18 protein-coding genes are annotated in these 18,392 nt (G+C 47.9%); 14 read left to right on the top strand and 4 right to left on the bottom strand.

Features of this window, described 5'->3' with window-relative positions; genetic code table 11:
• The first annotated feature begins 24 nt into the window (after positions 1–24).
• Entirely contained in the window at positions 25–846 is an 822-nt protein-coding gene (locus ACHZA2_RS06580; protein WP_319579050.1) for an NAD(P)H-dependent oxidoreductase, read from the top strand.
• Positions 847–1,138: 292 nt separating this feature from the next.
• Here ACHZA2_RS06580 and ACHZA2_RS06575 read toward each other — a convergent pair whose 3' ends face one another.
• Entirely contained in the window at positions 1,139–1,885 is a 747-nt protein-coding gene (locus ACHZA2_RS06575; protein WP_319579049.1) for a hypothetical protein, read from the bottom strand.
• A gap of 131 nt (positions 1,886–2,016) precedes the next feature.
• Here ACHZA2_RS06575 and ACHZA2_RS06570 point away from each other — a divergent pair, with 131 nt between their 5' ends.
• From ACHZA2_RS06570 to ACHZA2_RS06550, 5 genes are all read left to right on the top strand, one after another.
• Positions 2,017–3,234, top strand: coding sequence for an S-layer protein (locus ACHZA2_RS06570; protein WP_319579048.1), 1,218 nt, complete (start codon positions 2,017–2,019; stop codon positions 3,232–3,234).
• A 3-nt stretch (positions 3,235–3,237) separates the two neighbouring features.
• A complete protein-coding gene (locus ACHZA2_RS06565; RefSeq protein WP_319579047.1) occupies positions 3,238–4,449 on the top strand; it encodes an FtsX-like permease family protein in 1,212 nt (403 codons plus the stop codon).
• Positions 4,446–5,159, top strand: coding sequence for an ABC transporter ATP-binding protein (locus ACHZA2_RS06560; protein WP_319579046.1), 714 nt, complete (start codon positions 4,446–4,448; stop codon positions 5,157–5,159). The genes ACHZA2_RS06565 and ACHZA2_RS06560 overlap by 4 nt, the downstream gene beginning before the upstream one ends.
• A 32-nt stretch (positions 5,160–5,191) precedes the next feature.
• Positions 5,192–5,668, top strand: a complete 477-nt coding sequence (locus ACHZA2_RS06555) for a pyridoxamine 5'-phosphate oxidase family protein (protein ID WP_319579045.1) — start codon at positions 5,192–5,194, stop codon at positions 5,666–5,668.
• 588 nt (positions 5,669–6,256) lie between these two features.
• Positions 6,257–7,102, top strand: a complete 846-nt coding sequence (locus tag ACHZA2_RS06550; RefSeq protein ID WP_319579044.1) for a hypothetical protein — start codon at positions 6,257–6,259, stop codon at positions 7,100–7,102.
• 187 nt (positions 7,103–7,289) lie between these two features.
• Here the strand turns inward: ACHZA2_RS06550 and ACHZA2_RS06545 are convergent, their stop codons facing one another.
• Entirely contained in the window at positions 7,290–7,907 is a 618-nt protein-coding gene (locus tag ACHZA2_RS06545; RefSeq protein WP_319579043.1) for a flavodoxin family protein, read from the bottom strand.
• Positions 7,908–8,020: 113 nt separating this feature from the next.
• On the opposite strand from ACHZA2_RS06545, the gene ACHZA2_RS06540 reads away from it, so the two are divergent.
• Genes ACHZA2_RS06540 through ACHZA2_RS06525 form a run of 4 tightly spaced genes read left to right on the top strand, consistent with a single transcriptional unit; the run spans position 8,021 to position 11,257 of the window.
• Positions 8,021–9,106, top strand: a complete 1,086-nt coding sequence (locus tag ACHZA2_RS06540; RefSeq protein WP_319579042.1) for a radical SAM/SPASM domain-containing protein — start codon at positions 8,021–8,023, stop codon at positions 9,104–9,106.
• On the top strand, positions 9,103–9,600 hold the full coding sequence (locus tag ACHZA2_RS06535) for an Lrp/AsnC family transcriptional regulator (protein ID WP_319579041.1): 498 nt from the start codon (positions 9,103–9,105) through the stop codon (positions 9,598–9,600). The genes ACHZA2_RS06540 and ACHZA2_RS06535 overlap by 4 nt, the downstream gene beginning before the upstream one ends.
• Positions 9,600–10,085, top strand: coding sequence for an Lrp/AsnC family transcriptional regulator (locus ACHZA2_RS06530; protein WP_319579040.1), 486 nt, complete (start codon positions 9,600–9,602; stop codon positions 10,083–10,085). The genes ACHZA2_RS06535 and ACHZA2_RS06530 overlap by 1 nt, the downstream gene beginning before the upstream one ends.
• Positions 10,082–11,257, top strand: coding sequence for a radical SAM/SPASM domain-containing protein (locus tag ACHZA2_RS06525; RefSeq protein WP_319579039.1), 1,176 nt, complete (start codon positions 10,082–10,084; stop codon positions 11,255–11,257). Before ACHZA2_RS06530 ends, ACHZA2_RS06525 begins: the two co-directional genes overlap by 4 nt.
• A gap of 62 nt (positions 11,258–11,319) precedes the next feature.
• Here ACHZA2_RS06525 and katG read toward each other — a convergent pair whose 3' ends face one another.
• A complete protein-coding gene (gene katG / locus ACHZA2_RS06520) occupies positions 11,320–13,521 on the bottom strand; it encodes a catalase/peroxidase HPI (protein WP_319579038.1) in 2,202 nt (733 codons plus the stop codon).
• Between the two features lie 244 nt (positions 13,522–13,765).
• Between katG and ACHZA2_RS06515 the strand changes: the two genes are divergently transcribed.
• The gene (locus ACHZA2_RS06515) at positions 13,766–15,046 is read left to right on the top strand and encodes a hypothetical protein (RefSeq protein WP_319579037.1); all 1,281 of its coding nucleotides are present in this window, start codon (positions 13,766–13,768) and stop codon (positions 15,044–15,046) included.
• A gap of 23 nt (positions 15,047–15,069) precedes the next feature.
• Here the strand turns inward: ACHZA2_RS06515 and ACHZA2_RS06510 are convergent, their stop codons facing one another.
• Positions 15,070–15,600, bottom strand: coding sequence for a hypothetical protein (locus ACHZA2_RS06510; protein ID WP_319579036.1), 531 nt, complete (start codon positions 15,598–15,600; stop codon positions 15,070–15,072).
• Position 15,601: 1 nt separating this feature from the next.
• Here ACHZA2_RS06510 and ACHZA2_RS06505 point away from each other — a divergent pair, with 1 nt between their 5' ends.
• The 3 genes from ACHZA2_RS06505 to ACHZA2_RS06495 all read left to right on the top strand — a co-directional run bounded on the left by ACHZA2_RS06505 (position 15,602) and on the right by ACHZA2_RS06495 (position 18,315).
• Complete coding sequence (locus ACHZA2_RS06505) at positions 15,602–15,769, top strand: hypothetical protein (RefSeq protein ID WP_319579035.1); 168 nt, start codon at positions 15,602–15,604, stop codon at positions 15,767–15,769.
• 51 nt (positions 15,770–15,820) lie between these two features.
• A complete protein-coding gene (locus ACHZA2_RS06500; protein ID WP_319579034.1) occupies positions 15,821–17,146 on the top strand; it encodes an MFS transporter in 1,326 nt (441 codons plus the stop codon).
• Between the two features lie 197 nt (positions 17,147–17,343).
• The gene (locus ACHZA2_RS06495; protein WP_319579033.1) at positions 17,344–18,315 is read left to right on the top strand and encodes a hypothetical protein; all 972 of its coding nucleotides are present in this window, start codon (positions 17,344–17,346) and stop codon (positions 18,313–18,315) included.
• Positions 18,316–18,392: the final 77 nt, after the last annotated feature.

Here is an 18,392-nt window from a genome sequence, read left to right as displayed (position 1 = left end):
GTATCCATCTTCAGGAAAAAAAACATGGCAAGTTCACTTTCCAATCAGACAACGACAGATGAAAAGATACCATGGCTATGCACGGTGTGCGGATTTCAGATAAGCGGAGTAAAACCTCCAAAAGGATGTCCCAACTGTCATAGTCCGTCAGGAGAGTTTATCCCTGCCCATAAGGAGGTCTTCTCATATAACGAAGAACCGTTTGATCTTCTTCTTATCAATGGAAGTTCCCACCGTGCCGGGAATACCGGGATGATGTCAGATATTGCTGAAGAGGTCCTCTCTGAAAAGAATGTCTCGTATAAACGATTCAACCTGAACGAGTTTTCCATCGAACATTGCTGGTGCTGTTATGCCGTGAGAGCACAGTCCTGTGATTTTCCCTGTCGGAATAAGTCAGATGATATGCATACTTTTCACCAGTTGCTCCGCATGGCAAAGGCTGTCATCGTTGTTTCACCCATAAACTGGAACAGCATGTCAGCACGGCTCAAGATCTTTTTGGACCGGACCACCTGCATGCAGAATCTCTATCACCTGAACAAACCAGGTCTGACCGATGGAAAAATACTTGGAATCCTGGTCAATGGTCATGAAGATGGGGGAATCAAGACTGCAATGGATATTTTTCTAAATTTTCAGCAGATGGGATTCATTCTTGCCCCCTTTGGCATCTCATACCGGACCCATGGTGCTGAATATTCCAGTAACGAAGACAGGGAATTCTTCAGTACCGATCAACTGCTGCGTGACCATACCCGGGGGGTCGTATCAAATGTTGTCGAGATGATGAAACTGGATCTACAGCGGCACCTGGAGGGTAAAATCACTCCGGTGTCAGAATAACAAGGATTCTTATCAGGAGAACGATTCAATCTGCATGAAAAAGAGATCTTCATCGGTCCTTCCTGTGGCCCCCACCAGGGCCCCGTTGGGGTTCTTAAAAATAAAACTCCGGGTCTGTCAACCCTGGACTCTGGTATCCATTCAATCAGAATCAATGGCTTTCTGATGACATCTGGATGAATATCGATCTTCTCACATGAAGGGGAGAACAGAAAATTCACTTGAAAAAATGGGTGTCCCGGAGATCGATACTACAATTCGTGGTTCGGTACCGATATCTCTGATACCAGTCTCATTCCCGGACTACCGCATCTTCCTTCTCTGTAAATGGGTTGGTACGTGCGGCAAGAGAGAATAAATACGGATAATTTATCTTCAGATATTCAAGATACGAGATCCAGACAGGGATCATATGTGAATACCCTCTTGTGATATCCCCGGAGAGATGGCGTATATCACTGTCTGGAAGATCACTACAATCTCCCCGATGCTTTAATTCTTCAGTCAGATGAAAAACAGCTTGTAATACATCTGTAAATGCCTCATGCTCAAGCAGAGTCGGATTCTCCAGAATTCGGACAAGAAAGTCTTCTTTCTCAATGAGAATTGCTCTGAGCTCGATCAGATCTGCACAGGAGATCTGAACCTGATACGCCGATTTTTTGGCTTCTCTCAGTTTTGATGCATAGAGGGCATGATTCCAGGTGTTGATTGAAGAATAAAAGTGCTTTTTCTCCTGATATTGCGGATCGTGGGATGAGAAGAATCTCATAAGTGGAGTCCCGAGTTCAGAGAAGAAGACTCCGATAACCATGTTGAGCTTGTTCAGTTTATTTTTGGTTGCCTGTCTTTCCAGCATCTGATGCAGGATTAGGGTCACCAGGAGCACTTCAATCGGAAGAAATGCGATATCATGCAGGGTGTATACGAGAATGTGGTGGGCATCATGAAATATCCCATAATGAAGAAGGAACAGAAGCATCGATGAACAAAGCAGGCTGACAGCAAATAGAATCAGCCAGTTTCTGTTTGAGACCATGTATGTACATATGGTCTTTGAACTATGTTGATTTCGATGTGGTTTCACTCAGAGAGTGAATATTTAAATCGACTGGCAATAGTCATATACGGGAGTAGCAGGATACTGTAATTCAGGTCGTTTTGAGGATTATGAATACAAGGTCTTTCCCCATCCTGGTAATCGCATTGCTATTTTTAATCCCTGCAATCATAGCTGATAACCCGACCGTCATGGTCACCGGGTATCAGATCAGCCCTGATGTCGTGTTGCCATCAGAAGCAGTGTCGATCACAGTTACCCTGACCAATACGGCAGACCAGGCCTCAAGAACCGCATCCTCGACCACCGGTGGTTCAGGTGGTTCGATATCTGAATCAAGTACCACACCGGTGAATGCCTATATCGAATCGGCAACACTGAAGACCAGGGACTTTCAGGTTCTGAACGGCTGGTATGAAGACATCGGAGAGATCGGTCCCAGGCAGTCAGTCAATCTTACCTTCTTCCTCACTGCCCCCGAGGCAGCCGGGGTGTATTTCCCAGAGGCATGGATCAGGATCCGTGACTCAGGAAGTGTGAAGTATCCGGTTCCGGTTAATGTGAACTCTCCGTATGCCTTGTCAAAAAAACCATCGTTCAGAATAGACCGCACCGTTCCGGAACAGATCATTCCAGGTACATCGTTTAATCTCACTGTTGATCTGACGAATGAAGGCCGGTCAAAAGCCCATGACATCACAGTACTCGTCGAGACACCTGAGCACTCGATAACCTCACTCTCCCCTGAACAGTATTATATCAAGGAGATCGGTCAGGATGAGACATATCATCTGAACCTCTCATTTGCGACAGACAAGGATATCCCGATCGGGATTCTCCAGTTCCCCCTGTCGATCACATACCTGACAACTGATAATACCAGATCTGAACAGAGATCACAGATCGGGATCAGGATACAGGGAAAAGGAGAGATCGGGATCTCAAAATACCAGATCTCACCCCAGCAGATACAAACCGGTGACACATTCTCATTGATCCTCAGGTTGGAAAACACCGGCACAGATGATGCAAAGTCAGTGCGGGCAAGCCTTGACATTCCGTTTGAAGGAATAAAAGAGGCATTTGTCGGAACCATTGAGCCTGGCAATGACGCCCCTGCAGTCTTCAACCTGAAAGCGACACGGTCTGGAGATATCTTCTACACCCTGAATGTATCCTACCTGGATGATTATGGAGTGCACTCGATATCAGAGCCTCTTTCACTTTCTGTTGAGGAAAAAGGAGGAATAACTCTGCTGATTTTCTTCCTGGCTATCCTGGGTGCTGGTGTTGTCGTCTATCTCTACAAACGCCGGATCTCTCCCTGAATTATGACCGGGCAGAAACTCCCTATCGCATTTTTTCTCGCCATCCGTTCGATACAGAACGGGAACCGCTTCACATTGTTTCTTACGATCACCATCATGGCACTGGTATTTGTAAATCTCGTCTTTCTTCCCTCGATCATTTCAGGGGTGATCGTGAATTACGACGCCCAGTCTATCGATTATTCGTTTGGTAACCTGGTGATCGAGCCGAAGGAGCAGGAGATTTACATAACGAACGTCTCATCACTGCAGCATAAGGTTGATCAGATCCCTGATGTCCTTGCAACGTCTCCACGGATCCAGACCGGAGCCACCTACAATTACCGGGGAAAGACACTCTCCGGTGTGCTGGTCGCTCTGACACCAACCGACGAGGAGCAGGTCACAAAGATTCATACGAAACTTAAGGATGGAGAGTTCCTTTCTGACGGTGATACAGACTCAATAGTGCTCGGCACAACCCTTGCCGGTAACGCAGACACAAGTAAGGACAAGTCTGAATCACTCGGAGGTCCACAGGTTGGAGATCAGGTTCTTGTTACGTTTAATAACGGAATGACCAGGAGTCTCCGGGTAAAAGGAGTTCTCTCTTCCGGCGTCTACGGTATTGATCAGTACGGATTCATCACCAGGAAGGAGATGGAAGAGGTACTGGGGATTTCAGACAAGGCTACATCTGTACTGATTAAACTGACACAGAATGGGCAGGAAGAGAGGGAAAAACTGCTTTTGATGGAGTATGGAGTTCGTGAACAGGTAAAAACGTATAACGAGAAGGCGAGCAGTGCGGTGAAGGATGCCGTCACAGCCTTTGGTATCATCAACGGGATCTCTACCGGTGTAAGCCTTGTGATCGCTATGGTGGTCACGTTCATTGTGGTGTATATTAATACAATCAATAAACGGAGGCAGATTGGGATCCTCAAAGCCATCGGGATTCACAAGGACACGATTGTCCTCTCGTACCTGTTCCAGGTTATTTTTATGGCAACCTGGGGGTGCATTCTGGGCCTGCTCCTTGCGTTCCTTCTGATAGCGTACCTGAATATTCACCCGCTTGTCTTTCCCGGAGGAGCAGTCTATCCGATGGTCGAGGCGGTTCCATTCATCAGGAGCATTATTCTGCTCTACATGGTCTCTCTCGTCTCGGGCTGTATCCCTTCATATCAGATCAGTAAAGAGCCGATCCTCGATGCAATCAGGGGATCCGCATGATTCAGGCTGATCATATCTCCCGGGTGTATACCATGGGGATGGTGGAGGTCCATGCCCTCCGGGACGTATCGTTTACCATTACTCCCGGGGAGTTTGTCGGGATAACCGGAGCGAGCGGAAGCGGGAAATCAACGCTGCTCCATATCATCGGGCTGCTTGATACCCCGACAACCGGGAGCCTGGTCATCAACGGAACAGACATCAGTACGCTGAATGAGGATGAGAAGACCGAATTCAGGCTCCAGAATCTCGGGTATATCTTTCAGGATTATGCACTGGTTCCTGAACTCTCTGTCCAGGAGAATGTGTACCTGCCTGCCAAGGCGAGGGGGATGAAGAAGGATGAGTATCTCAGAAAAAGTGAAGAGATTCTGAGAAGGGTAGGCCTTGGTCACCGGATATCGTATAAGCAGTATGAACTCTCCGGTGGTGAGCAGCAACGGGTTGCCATTGCACGTGCTCTCATCAATACACCGATGATACTGTTTGCAGATGAGCCATGTGCCAACCTTGACTCGAAGACATCACGTATGATTCTGGATCTTCTCAGACAACTCAACGAAGAGTACGGTCAGACGATCATCATGGTCACCCATGAAGAGTGGCATGAAGAGTATATGTGCCGGATGATCGTCCTCTCCGACGGTGAGGTCTCTGATCAGCGGGAATGTCACCGGGCGGTACCCAAAATCCCTGAGAGAAAAGGATAAACGTGTGATATTCTCTATGATAGCATACGAGCATGGATCCCTTAAAAATCCCGAAACAATCGAAAGAAGAGTATGATGATCTGATAAAGCGACAGTATCTCTCAAGAATCGCTTTCATTGGCCCGGACAATCCATACATTGCACCGTTCATGTATGTTTTTGACGGAAGGTTTCTCTATTTTCTCTCTACCCGATATGGCAGGAAGGTGGAGTACATGAAATCAAATCCACGGGTATCCGTTGAGATCGAAGAGTACTCCACCGATCTATCGGTATTTCGTTTCGTGAGTCTGCAGGGGTTTCTTGAGGAAGTTGTCAACCTGGAGAAAACAATCCTGATTAAAGGTATGTTCGTGGATATGGTGCGAAAGAACAATCTTTCATCCCATATTCTCATTGCATTCGGTCACTCAGCAGATGATGATGCCAATGTTATCACGAACGATGATCGATGTGCTGTCTGGATGCTGAAAGGAGTTACAGATATCGTTGCTCTCAGGAATGGGTAATGTGGTATCTCACCCGGACTCAATATTTCACGGTACGAAAACAGCGTTTTTGCATCCAACGAACAAGGTCCTTCTTCATCTGAACCGGGCATGAATTTTCTCACTGCCCATGACGAAGACCGAATAAGTTCAATATAACCCATTAATTCCTGAGAAGAGTACTGACAGAGCGTCAAAGGCACACTGTAATTGTGTTCAGGATTTTTTCCCGGTCATCCATCTCTGGCCGGGAAACTGCTGATGTATCGGCTATTAGGAGTGTTATTCAGGCTTTTCGACCCGGATTAGGAATCTACTCTGCCAATAGGTACGTGCACGTATGAGGTCTAAAGGCTTCTTCTCTCTTCATCTCACACGAACGGGTTGCTAGAAGATTAACCGGGTTTACACTGATACGACAATTATCTGATAATTAAAATATGTGATCTCATCCGGCCACACGGATCGTTTAAGAACTTTCCTCTGTGGTCTCTAATTTTAATTATGAATTCTTTACATCGGTTTTATGAGAGAAGAAACCATTTATGCATTTTTTCCAAACGTGTACCTGTTGATGGTAGTAGTACCAGTATGATTGTAGGAGAAAAAATGAGATTTTCCATTGTACCGATAGTTGCATTTGTTGCCCTTGTGGCTATGACCGGTTTAGCAGCAGCAGACCGTCTTCCCAACCAGACACCTGAGAACCAGGTCTTCTCTATTGACACCGTCATCGATGCCACTGGAGCAGTAGACGACAAGACCACCATGTCCTGGGTAATCGCAGGTCCTGGTTCAATTCCAACCGGAATTCTCGGAGCTGGTCAGACTGTCGCTGATGTAACCTACAGGGATTCCATCCTTACCAATGGTGGAAAACTTGCTGAGAACAAGAACTTCGATTTCAGTTCAAAGAACCAGGCAAGTGGCCTGTACAACATTGAGCAGCAGAAAGTCCTGACCTATGCAAGCACCGAAGGTGCACACCTGGTAGGAGAGGAAGAGTACACCCTCTCAGTTGCAGGTAACTACGCAAACGGCGATGACAACATCCGCTGTGTCTTCTCACAGTCAGACAGTGATATTCTGCCAGCATTCTGTAACATTGTCTCTGCCAAGAGCAGTCTTGTCAATGTGAACAGCGCTCAGATCTCGACGAAAGGTCAGATCCGTGCAGTTGCAGAGACCGCTGATGTTCCGGCTGGCCTGAACTACCAGATCGCAGTGACTCCTGATGCAAACTCAGGTAGTGGCTTTGCAGAGGGAACTGTCAAGACCGTCTTTGCAGGCAGTATCATGGAAGCCCGTGATGGTGGCGATGATAACTACAACTCAAACAGTGCAACCTGGAACAAGACCTCAGCAACGAACTCATGGAAAGACACTACTGAAGTGACCGGTGGTATCAAGACCTTACAAAAGGCCTTTGCATACGAGTCCGGATTCAGAGTATAACTCTGAATTACCCTTTCCAACTCTTTTTTTGAGATCCCTGATAGTTTATTCACTCCATGATCATCGGTTGATATGGAGAGCCTGGGAAAATCCCGACGGTTTCCTGTAGGGATCAGGTAGGAAAGATGAAAATGACTATTTCATGCAATAAGAATGAGTACCGTATCAGAAGAGGCTAATCCCTGCCTTAACACTTCTCCTGGTCGTGATATGCCCCGGTGAGGAGACCTCCGAGCCGGTACCCTTTCTGATACGCTGATTCCATCAGGTCAGGGAAGAGATCCAGATCTTTTTTGGTATCCATATCACGGATCAGGAGTTCATCATCATACCGGCAGTCGATGACATCACAGAATGATCTGGTTGAGAGAACAACTCCGTCAAAGTTTTCAGGAAGGTTCATCCCTGATATCGAGAGCAGAAGTGTCCGGCGTATCTTTCGTTTCTCCTTCTCCACAAGCCGATCCTTGCGAACATATTTTGCACAGAAGAAGACCTGAAACCGATCCATAAATGACTTCAGGTGACCGGGTATGCCCATCGTCATGACCGGGGTTGCGATGATAAGACTGTCCATATCTCTCAAAACGGGATATAGAGGAGTGACATCATCCTCCATCAGGCACGTTGTATTATTTTTACAGAAGTAATGCTCCCTGCAGGCAGACAACTCAAGTTCGGTGACATGAATCATCTGAACATCGCATCCTGCAGCCTCGGCTCCAGCCACGGATCTCTTCAGCAACTTTGCAGTATTTCCGTCTGCAAGCGGACTACCCAGGAGTGCAACGATACGGGGATTCATCGTTTGATATTATCATATTCAGGTACAAGAACATTTCGGCATGGGATCCATACACGATTCCCGTTGTCTTGAATACCCTCAAATAACTCTGCAGATAAACTGGGTTACTATCGATGGACAAAAGATCTGCTCCTCTCAGGATACTATCCTGGAATCTCACACTCCGCTGTCCCCTCAGCTGCCCCCACTGCTATGCCAATGCGAAGCAGACCGAGATAGCAGATCCGCTCTCAACAGAGGAAGCATTTGAGATCCTTGATCAGATCAAAGAGGTCGGGAGCCCTGTGGTCATTCTGAGCGGGGGTGAACCGATGATGAGATCCGATCTCTATGAGATTGCCACGTATGGCACCGGCCTTGGACTCAGGATGGCACTTGGAACCAGCGGGTACCTGTTCGAACGTGACACTCCCAAAAAACTCAAAGAGGCTGGCATCAGGAGTGTTGCTATTAGTATCGATTCAGCAGAGCCTGACCTTCATGATCGGATCAGAGGGAGTCCGGGTTCATGGAAGAGGGCAGTTCAGTCAATAAAAGACTGCATCAGGGAAGAGATCCAGGTTCAGATCAACATCACCATCTTCTCACCTGACAATGATGAACTTGACCGGGTGGTAGCACTTGGAAAAGAATGTGGTGTCTCACAGTTCCAGGTTTTCGTACCGGTTCCAACCGGCAGATCTGTTCATGAAAACTATGAGCGGTATGGAACGTATGAAGGGCTGCTCAGGCATATAATCACGACCTATGGTCGCAGTCCCCGGGATAACACCGGAATTTCCCTTCGCCCGACCTGCATTCCTCAGTTCAGGCGTATAGCCGATGAGATGGGAATATCAAACCCTTCCTGGGGGAAGGGATGTGTTGCCGGCATATCGTACTGCAGGATATATGCGGATGGGAAGGTCACGCCCTGCCCGTATCTGCCGGTGATTGCAGGAGATCTGAGAAGCGATTCGTTCAGCAGGATATGGTCAGAATCGGATGTGTTTGCGGCACTCCGGAATAATGAGAGGCTTTCAGGCAAATGTGGCCTCTGTGAGTACAAAGAAGTCTGTGGGGGATGCAGGGCACGGGCATTCTCTAAATCTGAAAACGTTCCACAATCCTGCGGAAGTCTGGTGAAACCACGTGATATTGATGGAGAGATCTGTGCTGAAGATCCCCTCTGCCCGTATCAGCCGGGAGGATCGAAATGACCGGACAGGTAGATATCAACCAGAACGACCTCATCATTCTCAATGCCCTTCAAAGCGACTTTCCCCTTGAGCACAACCCATGGGAAGCGATAGGAAGATCTATCGGGCTTTCAGGTGAAGAGGTGCTGAGAAGGGCCCGGCAGATGAAAAGCTTCGGAATAATCCGGAGTATTTCACCAACGCTGGAGTCTGCAAAACGAAGAAGCAGATTATCAACGTTGATAGCCCTTCAGGTTCCTGATGACCGTCTCGAAGATGCTGCAGCAGTAGTCAACGAATACATTGAGGTCTCCCACAATTTCAGGCGTGAGGATCTGTTCAACCTCTGGTTTACTCTTGCTGCGGATTCGGATGAGAGGATCGATGATCTGATAAAGGAGATCCTGAAAAAAACCGGGATCAACTCCGAACACCTGCTTGATCTGAGAACCATCAGGGCGTATAAGATAGATGTGAAATTTCCCATTCTGCAAAATGATGGAGATGGTGAGTAATGGACGCCAGTGATCTTCTGCTTCTTGAAGAGCTGGAAAAAGGGGTCCCGTTGGTTGAAAACCCGTATGCTGACATTGCAGCATCTCTGGGCATCTCTGAGGCCGATGTGATCAGCAGGATTACAGATCTCAAGGGTGAGGGCGTAATCCGGCGGGTCAGGGCTCGTATCAATCAGAGAAGCATCGGAATTCGTGCAAACGCCCTTGTTGCCTGGAACGTTCCTGAAGATGAAGCAGACCATGCAGGTCTGCAGCTTTCAGAAATGAACGGAGTCACCCATTGTTACCGAAGAAGGCCGGTTCCGGGAAGATGGGAGTATTCCATCTATACTGTCCATCATGGGTGGACCCGCAGGCAGGTCAGCGAAGAGGTTGCAGAGATATCAGAGATGACCAGATACCCTGATTACCTGATGCTTTTCAGCACCGAAGAGTACAAGAGAGTTCCCCATACCCGGGCACAGGACCTGGAGGCAGATGTATGAACAGAATAACCCAGTGTCTTCACGGAAAAGGTACCATCAGTTCCATGATGGCAGAAAAGGGCAACAACGAGGTCAGGCAGGAGTTCCTTGCCTACTCATCTGTGATACGGCCGGTTATCTTCTGGAACATCACCGGCAGGTGTAACCTCTCTTGTATGCACTGCTACAACTCGTCAGGCCCTGACCAGGAGTCAGATGCGGAACTTACAACCCGGGAGGCTCTCTCATTCATCGATGACTGTGCCGTACTCAAGGTTCCGGTGGTACTCTTCTCCGGTGGTGAGCCGCTTGTCAGATCAGATCTCTTTGAACTTGCCACCCATGCAAAGCAGTTGGGAATCAGGACCGCCCTCAGCACCAACGGGACGCTCATAACCCCTGTGATCGCTGAGAAGATCAGAGAATCGGGCATCGGGTATGTCGGGATATCACTGGATGGTGCGACACCGCAGACGCATGACCGGTTCAGAAACTGTCCGGGTGCTTTCGACCGTGCCGTGCAGGCCTTCTCGTACTGCAATGATGCGGGGGTCCGGTGCGGTGTCCGGGTAACCCTTACGAAAGAGAACTACCATGAACTCAGGGATCTTATCGACCTCTCCCTGAAGATCGGAGCCTGCAGGTTCTGCCTGTACTGGCTCGTCCCATCAGGACGAGGGACCGATTCATACGATACCCTGCAGGTTTCTGGCGATGAAGTCTTCTCAGTTCTTGATCTTCTGCAGGAGTATGCGGCAAAGACCGATCCATCGGTGATGGAATTTCTCACGGTAGACGGTCCACAGGATGCCATCCATCTGCTCTCGGTCATGGAACAGAAGAATGCTCCTGATCTGCCTGAAGCCCGTTCTCTCATTGCATCGATGAAAGGGGGATGCAGTGCAGGCATCAGGGTAGCCAATGTAACACGGCACGGGGATGTGTATCCGTGCCAGTTTGCCCAGATTCCTGAATGTCACATCGGATCAATCAGGACCAGGAAATTTTCTGAACTCTGGAATGATCAGGATAACCCGGTTCTGAAACGATTCAGAAGTAAGAAAGAACTGCTCACGGGAAGATGTGCATCATGTTCATACCTGGATCTCTGTGGGGGAGGGTGCCGTGTGAGGGCATTCTCGCAAAAAGGGGATTTTTCAGATGATGATCCCTTCTGCTTTATTCAGGGCTGACCGGTCAGCAATATCCGGTCATTTCCCTTCCTATCCTGAAAATAGGTGGTAATTCAGGGATCTTATGTATTTGCAGAAAGATCGAAGCGATCAAGGTTCATGACCTTGTTCCAGGCGGAAACAAAGTCCTGAACAAACTTCTCTTCAGAATCAGAACTTCCGTATGCCTCTGCGATAGCCCTGAGCTGGGCATTTGATCCGATGATGAGATCCACACGGGTGCCTGTCCACCTGACCTCTCCGGTCTTCCGGTCTTTCCCCTCAAATATGTCTTTGGCATCAGAGACTGGATTCCATTCTGTACTCATGTCCAGCAGATTTACAAAGAAATCATGTGTCAGAACTTCAGGCCTCTTTGTACATACACCATAAGGTGTCTGCTTGAAATTCGTGTTCAATACCCTCATACCTCCGATAAGAACCACCATTTCTGGTGCTGAAAGGGTCAGCAGTTGTGCTCTGTCTACAAGCAACGCCTCGGCATCGACTGAACAGGGTCCTTTCATGTAGTTCCTGAACCCGTCTGCAATCGGTTCGAGCACTGCAAATGAGGCCACATCGGTCTGCTCCTGCAGGGCATCCATCCGCCCGGGGATGAACGGCACAGTGATAGTGTATCCTGCATTCTTTGCTGCCTTCTCTACAGCTGCACATCCGGCCAGAACGATCAGGTCTGCAAGAGAGACCTTCTTTCCACCCGGGGCAGTGCTGTCGAACCCGCTCTTGATATCCTCAAGAACCCTGAGCACCGTTGCAAGTTCTTCAGGCTGGTTAACCTCCCAGTTTTTCTGTGGTTTCAGGCGGATTCGTGCACCGTTTGCTCCGCCACGTTTATCAGATCCACGAAATGTGGATGCTGATGCCCATGCGGTTGTTACCAGCCGGGATATTGAGAGTCCACTGGCCAGAATTCTTGATTTGAGCGAGGCAATGTCCTTCTCATCAATCAGCGGATGATTCACCGCCGGGATCGGGTCCTGCCAGATGAGATCCTCGGCAGGGACTTCAGGCCCGAGATAACGGGCTCGCGGTCCCATATCGCGATGTGTCAGTTTGAACCAGGCTCTGGCAAATGCATCTGCAAGTTCTTCCGGATGTTCGTAAAATTTCCTGGAAATATTTTCGTATGCCGGATCAAATCTCAACGCGAGATCGGTTGTCAGCATCCCCGGGGCATGACGCTTTGCTGGATCATGAGAGTCAGGAACCGTTCCTGCTCCTGCTCCGCCTTTTGGCTGCCACTGGTACGCACCTGCCGGACTTTTCATCAGCTCCCATTCAAAGCTGAACAGATTTCTGAAGAAATTGTTGGTCCATCTCGTTGGTGTAGCGGTCCATGTAACCTCAATACCACTTGAGATCGTCTCATTGCCTTTGCCTGAACCAAAGTCGCTCTTCCAGCCAAGTCCCTGCTCTTCAAGACCTGCAGCCTCCGGCTCCGGCCCTACATGAGATGCAGGACCTGCTCCATGTGTCTTTCCAAAGGTATGTCCACCTGCGATAAGAGCAACGGTCTCCTCATCGTTCATGGCCATACGCCCGAAGACGTCCCTGATATCCTGAGCAGCAGCCAGAGGATCAGGTTTTCCATTCGGACCTTCAGGGTTGACATAGATGAGCCCCATCTGAACGGCAGCAAGAGGTTTTTCCAGTTCCCGGTCACCTGAATACCGCTGGTCTCCAAGCCATGTATCTTCTGAACCCCAGTAGATGTCTTCCTGCGGTTCCCAGAAATCATCGCGTCCGCCTCCAAAGCCAAAGGTCCTGAATCCCATCGACTCAAGTGCAACATTGCCGGCAAGGATCATGAGGTCACCCCATGATATCTTCCTGCCATACTTCTGTTTTATCGGCCAGAGGAGTCGGCGTGCCTTATCGAGGTTTACGTTGTCAGGCCAGCTGTTAAGCGGGGGAAAGCGTTGCTGTCCACCGCTCCCTCCTCCCCTGCCGTCACTGGTTCGGTACGTCCCGGCACTGTGCCATGCCATTCGGATGAAGAGGGGACCGTAATGACCAAAGTCTGCCGGCCACCAGTCCTGTGAACTCTTCATCAGGTCTGCCAGATCCTTCTTTACTACAGCCAGGTCAAGGTTCTTAAATTCGCTGGCATAACAGAAGGTCTCACCCATCGGGTTTGATCGGGGAGAGTTCTGATGAAGGAGCCTGAGGTTCAGCTGGTGAGGCCACCAGTCCCTGATAGATCTACCCTGACCTGTTGCCTGCATACTCATCCTGCCGGTCACCGGGCACTTGCTGTCAGTCATACTCTTACCGTCCTGTTGATGAGTGACTTATGCTGGTGATGTGATAAATGTTCCTTACAGGGAAAAACGGATTAATGTAGTCAGGCAAAGGCCATATTATTCAGATCAAGTACAACAGATGACTATACAGAGCCAACCTCTCCAGGGCATAAAAGGCAATGAAGATAAGGAATATTAAAAAAATATGCACGGCATTGCCGGTATCATATCGGTAACACGTCAGATCCTCCGGCTATTTCATCTGATGCAGAAAAAAACAGGTTGCTGCCATCTCCTTCCGTTTTCCCCATGTGTGATCATCTATTTCATCTCATGTGAGAATACAATCGCAGAGGGGAAGGATATGGGGAGAGGGTGTTTTTATTCTGTCAAGAAGACAGTATTCATCAGCCTTCTGGTTGCATGGGTCTGTTTCAGTTGGAGTTTTGCAGACCAGTCAGAGCAGAGTACAGATAATCCGCTCTGTGGCTCCCTCTTCAGTCAGGCAGATCTCTCCCCACTGGTGATCTGGACGACCGATGGACCTGTCTGTGATATGCGAGGAAAAGAAGGAACCGCTGGTATCTATTTCGATGCATACCGGGACAAACCCGGTGGCGATATGGTTGGCAGAGTCAATACATATCTCAACTATTACTCACCCGATATTGCAGAGTTATATGAGTTTATGATAAACCCTGATGCACGGAGAGAATCAGCCAAGAATATATGGAAAAATTCGGACGTCACGGTGGAGACATATGACCCATTACCTGGTGGTGTGCTAGTAAAATATCATGACAAGGGTGAGTGGTGGTGTCATTATCAGATCTATTTTTGGAAAAGTAAAGGCGTACTCGGCGATGTTTCAGTTGAGTTCAATAAGAACCTAAAGATAAAAAAAGGGATAGATTATGAGTCATTGGCCCTTTCTGAAGTACAACGTCTTGCAAAACTCCAGTGGTCTCGACTTCCGGGGGGAGATACGGGATCATCTGGTCCTGATTCTTCTGGCAGTGTTGATCTGAAACTGGATGCTGAAGGCAGGCTTGCCACTGTTAAAGATCTCTATGAACAGTGGAATGGTAAATTTAATGACTACCTTACCGGAAACGCCCAGTCCTATGCCGGTTCGGAAGCAGAGATCGCAAAGCCTGGGAAGACCGCTGAAGTACTTCAGGCAGAGGCACATGATTTTGAGAAGAATACCATGGGTCTCTTCAAGGCAAACGCAGGACTGCAACTTTTTGAGAGTGCAGCGTCACTGATAACCAATACCCCCCAGTACATCGGGTATGAAGCAGAACTCTGGCGACGGACCAGAGAGATGATGGAATCAAAAATTGCTGCCAGGGATTATGCGGGAGCTATTGAAGTCCATAACGAGGCGGTTGCAGCTGAGCAGAAGATGAATGAAGGGTGGTTTGGAAAATCCGGCATTCACAAAGATGATGAGGTAACCCAACCGGAACTGAAGGACGACAAGACCGGGGTTGTTGTACAAAAGACAGAGACATCAAAGACCGGCAGAACATTCTCATATTGATCAGATAAGGAGAACCCTTCTCCTTATCTGATAACAATCGAGCGAAGGATCTCCTCAAAGTCGGAAAAAGCATCATCATACCGCTCTACCGGTTCGGTAAAGAGAATATGGAAGACCTGATTTGTTCCCTCGATTGTGAAGAGCTCTGCCCTAACTCCTGCTCCGGCAGCGTTATTCAGGGTAAATATTGTTGATAAGGCTGGTTTATCGTCAATAGTCCCTACTGACTCAGAGTCCAGCGTATACTGTGTCAGATCAAACTGCGTTATTGAGGTCTGAATGATATAATTCAGGTACTGGCCGTGAATCTGCGAAAGGTTTCCTTGTGCAGAGGCGATGCCGATATTTACCGAACCTGACCCGTCAGGAAGTTCAATTATGACCGAATCCTTCTCCTCCTGGACCATCCAGGAGGAGGGGATCATGAGAGTATACCCGTCTCTGCTGAACTGTTTTCCTGGAGAATCAGAGGAGAGAGCAGAAACCCCCGCCAAAACTCCAATGCAGAGAATACCAACTCCTGTAAAGATTATTAGAATCAGTCCGGTATTCATCGTGGTTCCTCCAATCAGGATGAATCAGGTGTGGCATGAGTGCAACAGTAGTCACTCTGCTGCATACACCTGGATCACACTTCATGATCCATGGCATACACTTAATAGTTCTGCTCTTCCGGTTATCATATCACGACTGGCAACCCTGGAGACAGGAGACAGTTATTGATCCGATACATCTCCATCTACTCTATTAAGGGATCTAACATACATCTCTCTGATGGGTGACCACAGTGAGGTACAGTATGATGATAAGGTTATCAGAAAGATCACTCTCCATATTCTTCCGTTTATTCTCATCCTCTACATCATCAACTACATCGATCGGGTAAACCTGGGATTTGCAGCCCTTACCATGAATCAGGATCTCGGGATCACTCCTGTGATCTTCGGTCTTGCATCAGGAGTATTTTTTATCGGGTATATCATCTGTGAATATCCCAGCAACAGGATGATGGAACGTGTCGGGGCGAAGATTTGGATTCCGAGGATCCTGATATCCTGGGGTATTGTTGTTGTACTTCTTTCTCTTGCACGGAGTGCCTATGATGTCGGAGCGTTGAGACTTCTCCTTGGTGCTGCAGAAGCTGGTTTTTACCCCGGTATTGTGCTCTATCTCTCATTCTGGTTTCCTAGCCGGGAACTCGGGAGGTCTCTGAGTTACCTGTATGCTGCCCAGATCGTTGCTCTTATCATCGGAGCTCCTCTCTCCACACTCATCCTTGATCATGTCACCTGGCTTGGACTTGCCAGCTGGCGGTGGGTCTTTATTCTGGAAGGTGTTCCTGCAATTATCCTTGGAATTATTGCCTACCGGTACATCATCAACAGACCTGAAGATGCTCCCTGGCTTTCCACTGAAGAAAAGACCAGTCTGGTCAGTACCCTTCGTGCCGAACGTGAATCCAAAGGAGTGCCAGCCCGAAGAACACTCTCATTCTTCTTCGGTCAGATCTGGTTTCATCGGATCTGGGTTGCATATTTTTTTGAGATGTGTGCCGGATACGCCATTATCTTCTGGCTTCCGCAGATCATCCGGTCATTTCACTTCAACTCGTCCAATACTGAAACGGGCTTGATCTCTTCCATTCCGTATGTCTTTGCTCTCATTGGTATGTTTCTCTGGGCAAAACATTCTGATCGGACCGGGGAGAGAAAGTATCACCTCTATATTCCCTGGATCTGTGCATCAATCGGTCTATTCGTCGATGCTTTCGTTAAAGATCCGATATCATCCCTTGTATTTCTGACAGTGGCAATGACGGGGCTGTATGCAGCCATTCCGGTCTTCTGGGCGATTGTAACAGACCGGATGAAACAGATCGATGCATCAGGTGGTATTGCACTTGTGAATGCGTTAGCAACGATTGGAGGATTTATCGGGCCTTCTCTTATGGGTTTTTTTGTCTCTTCCAGCGGAGAAATTGATGCAGTTCCTGCACTTTTTACCTTCTCAGGGTTTTTACTCCTCTCAGTGGTTCTCATGGCATGGGAATTTCATGCAATGGGGAATGCATCCATTCAAGGTGAAGAAATGAGATCCTGAATCTTCTCTGAATTGAGTGTTCAGAGATGTATTGTCTAAAAACCCCAACGGTGCCCCGTTGGGGGCCCCAGGTAGGACCTGTGAAAAGGACTTTTTCATGCAAAAAGAGAATGGATCTTAAATCGATACGCATTAATAGTGAAGGCCTAATAGGTTCAATCACCGATTAACCTCGGGTATTATGAGTAGGAGGACGAATGAACGTAATTAATACAGGAATTTTTGTAATTATTACCCTGTTTTTGATAATAGGGTTTGCAACCGCTGACCGGTTGCCAAATCAAACTCCGGAGAACCAGGTCTTTACGATTAACACGGTTGTCGATGCAACTGGGGCAATTGACTCCGGAACTGACATGCAATGGGTAATAACAACTCCTGGAGCTATCGGAACTGGTACTCTGGCATATAATTATGATGATCCTACTTGGGGTAATATGTACGGGTACCCACGGGGTAACGTTATTGCTGACACCCAATATCGGGATTCAATTCTTACCAACGGTGGGAAGCTGGCAGAAAATAAGAACTTTGATTTCAACTCTAAGGATCAGTCAAATAACTTGTACAACATTGAGTCACAGAAAGTTCTGACATATGGTAGCACCGAAGGTTCACATATGGTTGGAGAAGAAGAGTATACACTTGATGTTGCCGGAGAAGCTAAACAATCTGATGATAATATCAGATGTGTCTTCTCATCAGAACATGGAAAGTGGCTACCTCCGTTTTGTAATATAGTCTCTGCAAAAAGTGCTCTCATCAATGTCAACAGTGCACAAATATCATCAAATGGTCAAATTCGGGCAGTTGCTGCAACCGATGATATTCCTGCAGGATTGAGCTACCAGATTGCAGTCACTCCTGATGCTAACTCAGGTAGTGGCTTTGCAGAAGGAACGGTTAAGACCACCTATGCAGGCAGTGTGATGGAAGGTAGAGATACCGGTATGTATTATACCGAATATGGAGCTGAACTCTACAATAGTTATGGTGGCCACGTTGACCCAGGTGATCCTGCATTATTCAACCACTATGACGACTGGCCAGTAAATGGCTCTACCTATCTGCCGTCAGTTACCAACTCCTGGAAAGACTCTACCACAGTAACCGGTGGAATAAAAGCATTCCAGAAGGCATTCGAGTATAAATCAGGTTTCAGACTCTGATTACTTTTTGATCTCCTTTTTTTGAGTTTCGTGTATCCCTGATATCAAAATTCATTATTTCGCACCAATGAGGCGAT

Origin of the sequence: uncultured Methanospirillum sp., assembly GCF_963668415.2 — an archaeon.
Lineage (GTDB): Archaea > Halobacteriota > Methanomicrobia > Methanomicrobiales > Methanospirillaceae > Methanospirillum.
The sequence above is the reverse complement of the archived record's forward strand: the minus strand, read 5'-3'. Positions and strand labels throughout refer to the sequence as shown.

Coding starts and splice junctions, on each gene's coding strand:
- ACHZA2_RS06535 (WP_319579041.1), top strand. CDS start 9,103: ATGACCGGACAGGTAGATATCAACCAGAACGACCTCATCATTCTCAAT.
- ACHZA2_RS06545 (WP_319579043.1), bottom strand. CDS start 7,907: ATGAATCCCCGTATCGTTGCACTCCTGGGTAGTCCGCTTGCAGACGGA.
- ACHZA2_RS06525 (WP_319579039.1), top strand. CDS start 10,082: ATGAACAGAATAACCCAGTGTCTTCACGGAAAAGGTACCATCAGTTCC.
- ACHZA2_RS06560 (WP_319579046.1), top strand. CDS start 4,446: ATGATTCAGGCTGATCATATCTCCCGGGTGTATACCATGGGGATGGTG.
- ACHZA2_RS06500 (WP_319579034.1), top strand. CDS start 15,821: ATGGGTGACCACAGTGAGGTACAGTATGATGATAAGGTTATCAGAAAG.
- ACHZA2_RS06515 (WP_319579037.1), top strand. CDS start 13,766: ATGCAGAAAAAAACAGGTTGCTGCCATCTCCTTCCGTTTTCCCCATGT.
- katG (WP_319579038.1), bottom strand. CDS start 13,521: ATGACTGACAGCAAGTGCCCGGTGACCGGCAGGATGAGTATGCAGGCA.
- ACHZA2_RS06555 (WP_319579045.1), top strand. CDS start 5,192: ATGGATCCCTTAAAAATCCCGAAACAATCGAAAGAAGAGTATGATGAT.
- ACHZA2_RS06570 (WP_319579048.1), top strand. CDS start 2,017: ATGAATACAAGGTCTTTCCCCATCCTGGTAATCGCATTGCTATTTTTA.
- ACHZA2_RS06550 (WP_319579044.1), top strand. CDS start 6,257: ATGAGATTTTCCATTGTACCGATAGTTGCATTTGTTGCCCTTGTGGCT.
- ACHZA2_RS06495 (WP_319579033.1), top strand. CDS start 17,344: ATGAACGTAATTAATACAGGAATTTTTGTAATTATTACCCTGTTTTTG.
- ACHZA2_RS06565 (WP_319579047.1), top strand. CDS start 3,238: ATGACCGGGCAGAAACTCCCTATCGCATTTTTTCTCGCCATCCGTTCG.
- ACHZA2_RS06540 (WP_319579042.1), top strand. CDS start 8,021: ATGGACAAAAGATCTGCTCCTCTCAGGATACTATCCTGGAATCTCACA.
- ACHZA2_RS06580 (WP_319579050.1), top strand. CDS start 25: ATGGCAAGTTCACTTTCCAATCAGACAACGACAGATGAAAAGATACCA.
- ACHZA2_RS06510 (WP_319579036.1), bottom strand. CDS start 15,600: ATGAATACCGGACTGATTCTAATAATCTTTACAGGAGTTGGTATTCTC.
- ACHZA2_RS06530 (WP_319579040.1), top strand. CDS start 9,600: ATGGACGCCAGTGATCTTCTGCTTCTTGAAGAGCTGGAAAAAGGGGTC.
- ACHZA2_RS06575 (WP_319579049.1), bottom strand. CDS start 1,885: ATGGTCTCAAACAGAAACTGGCTGATTCTATTTGCTGTCAGCCTGCTT.